Source organism: Candidatus Thermoplasmatota archaeon (assembly GCA_022848865.1).
GTDB lineage: Archaea > Thermoplasmatota > Thermoplasmata > RBG-16-68-12 > JAGMCJ01 > JAGMCJ01.
The window spans coordinates 1-2662 of record JAJISE010000088.1; the positions used below are offsets into that span (position 1 = coordinate 1).

The following is a 2662-nucleotide window of genomic DNA, read 5'->3' on the forward strand; positions in this document are numbered from 1 at the left end:
CGTCAAGGAGAGTGATCTCAAGGCTCTCGAGAAGATGATGGCCAAACGGGCCGAATCAAAGCGGTGAACGGTGGTCTCCTCGTTCTCCCGATTTGAACACGAGCGCGCAGATTCGCGGGCGGCTCTCCTAGGACATTGGGGAACTCACCGCCATCTGCCGCGTGTCCAGACCAAGTATGCCGCCACGGTTGCGATGATGGCTAGCAGAACGACGAAGACAACAAGCACGGCAAGGATTGGAGAAGGCGCGGCTTCCCCCGTGCCATCCTCTCCCGGGTCTGCCGTCTGACGCACCGAGACAGAAATCTCATCCTCGTCCGTGTTCTGCCCAAGGTCCGTGACGACAAGGACCGCGAGGTACTTCCCGGGCGACGTGAAGTGGTACGTGAACGATCTAGTGGTCCACGTGCCCACGACATCGCCTTCCTCACTCTTGAGTTCCCAGACGAAGCTCTCAATCCCTGCGTTGTCGAATGACTCGTTCGCATTGAAGGTCACGTTCTCTCCCACCGTCGCGGTGACGTTCTCTCCTGCAACGGCCGTCGGCCGTATGTCGTCCACGAAGGGTTCGTAGCCATCGTGTTCCACGGGACTCATCAGGGGGTAGCGGTCCGATTTGTTGTTGTCAATCAGGTAGGGCGTGTCCCCGATCCCATCACCGCCAGGGATGTCCTGGTCCGGACCATGGAAGTTGTCCTCTCCCGTGTAGTCGTACCAGTAGTTCCCGCCGCTCGGGTGGCCGTTGTCCCACACGTTCTCGCCGCCGTCCGATGCGTAGCCGCTCCCGAAGAAGTTGTTGTGGTGCATTCGGTTGTTCCTGGTCCAGCTCCATCCCCAGATGTCCCAGCCTGAGCTCCGCCCGTTCCCGATGAAGTCGTTGTACGCCACCGTGTTGTTGTGCGTGATGTTGTCAGAACAGAGTCCGCATTCGTTTCCCACGAAGGTGTTGTGCACGATCGTGTTGTTGTACGCGCTAGCCAGGTATATGCCGGAACCTGTGTTCTGGCTGAAGTTGTTCTTGGTTATGTAGTTCTTGTTGGCCAGATAGCCTGCGAATATCCCGTACTCGTTGTTCGTGAAGATGTTATCGGTGATGTTGTTCCACGTCGTGCCAGGGACTATTCTGTCGCCGGGGGCCATCAAGGAAATAGCGGAGTATGTGTATGAGATCGCGCAGAACCTGATTTCCGCGCGTCCGTTGTCGAATATATCGATCCCGCCCCACTTCGTTATTGAGGGGATGTCTCTCTCAGAAGTCATCTTGATGAGGTTCGATTCCGTTCCAACGGCGATGAGCTCACCATCGATGACGTTGATGTCGTAGTAGGCCTCTGATAGGATGGTGACTCCGGCCTCTATCGTAAGCGTGGCGCCGGAGACTATCTTCACATCCGCCAGCAGTTCGTACGGGCTTCCCTCCTGCGTCCAGATAGTATCCTGGCCTATCTCCCCGCCAACGGGCGTGCCCACCGCATTCGCGGGGAACAGGCCTATGGATCCCAAGATGATGGCTGCTATCAGGACGCAGGGCGCACTACATATTCTCTCCTCCGCAAGATACAAGTTAAGTCCTCCATGGTATTACTTGCGTGGCGGTTGGCTAAAAGCCTTTCGCTAGCCGTCCAAGACGGCGGTGAACGCGAGCGCGCCGCACCGCGCAATGCACCTGCCGTTCTCCCAGAGAGCCTCCCCAGCGCCCTGGAGGTCAGCCTCCGCCGTGGCGCCTGACTCTCTCACCGTAGTAGAAGTATGATGCTATTCCAGCTACGATCATGAAGATCCCGCCCGGTATCACGCCACAGAACGCGAAGTTCGCTACTGAATTATATCCATAGTCCCGATAGGCCGGACCGGAGTAGACCGCGATGGCAAGACCGATGAAGATGACGACGACCCCAAGGATTGCTATGGGTATTCCCTGTTTCTGCCACTTGGCCCACTTCCTCACGTCCTCCATTGCTCATCCTCGTTCTCGGTATCTTGATGCTCCAGTTAATGCTTTCTGTCCTCCTCGAGAGCGGGTCGGGAAGATTGTCGGAGACCCTGTTCGAGCCCGTCTCGCTCAGGCGCCCCGCCACGACGACGGCGAAAGGATTAAGATTGCCCGTGCTGATGGGAGAACCGGAGGGAGTCCACGTCGACCCAACCCTACCCGCAGCAGCCCTATCCAATGGACACATATCCGGGATACAGGGAGCCCCCGCCGCTGACGCAGCCGCCCAAGAAGAAGTCGACCTACGCCGCCATCGCGGTCCTCCTGGTCATCGTGATCGTCATCGGGGCCGTTTCGATCTACTGGGCGCTGCTGCCTCGCGCCGACGTCACCGTGAGGATCGTGAACCGGAGCGACTTCACGGCGGAGTACGAGCTGTGGATGGACGGGGAGACCCTGCTGCATGGATACGTTCGCGCCCATGAGTTCGTCCAGGAGACGTTCAGCATCGTCCTGGATTCAGGAGGCTGCGAGCAGCACACGTTCTCCGTGGACTTCAGCGGACTAGGTTTCGGGGGTCGCCAGGATAACAGCGAAACGGTCACGCTCTGTCCGGGAAGGGAGACCCAACTGTCGCTGGGCGACTGACGCGTACGGCCGCGTGCATTCTGAATTCATTCCGCATCCTTCCTCCTGGGCATTCCTATGCAGAAGAGCACCATCGCGAGG

General features: G+C 58.4%; 3 protein-coding genes. 1 reads left to right on the forward strand and 2 read right to left on the reverse strand.

Going from position 1 to position 2662, the window contains the following annotated elements:
• Positions 1–144: 144 nt before the first annotated feature.
• The gene (locus tag LN415_09730; protein MCJ2557365.1) at positions 145–1563 is read right to left on the reverse strand and encodes a right-handed parallel beta-helix repeat-containing protein; all 1419 of its coding nucleotides are present in this window, start codon (positions 1561–1563) and stop codon (positions 145–147) included.
• Between the two features lie 142 nt (positions 1564–1705).
• Positions 1706–1957 (reverse strand): hypothetical protein, encoded by a 252-nt coding sequence (locus LN415_09735; protein ID MCJ2557366.1) that lies wholly within the window; start codon positions 1955–1957, stop codon positions 1706–1708.
• 213 nt (positions 1958–2170) lie between these two features.
• Here LN415_09735 and LN415_09740 point away from each other — a divergent pair, with 213 nt between their 5' ends.
• Positions 2171–2581 carry a hypothetical protein gene (locus LN415_09740; GenBank protein MCJ2557367.1) on the forward strand — a complete coding sequence of 137 codons (411 nt, stop codon included), beginning with the start codon at positions 2171–2173 and terminating at the stop codon, positions 2579–2581.
• Positions 2582–2662 lie beyond the last annotated feature (81 nt).

Bases quoted from the DNA above. Each gene is read 5' to 3' on its own strand.
- LN415_09735 (MCJ2557366.1), bottom strand. From the start codon at position 1,957: ATGGAGGACGTGAGGAAGTGGGCCAAGTGGCAGAAACAGGGAATACCC.
- LN415_09740 (MCJ2557367.1), top strand. From the start codon at position 2,171: ATGGACACATATCCGGGATACAGGGAGCCCCCGCCGCTGACGCAGCCG.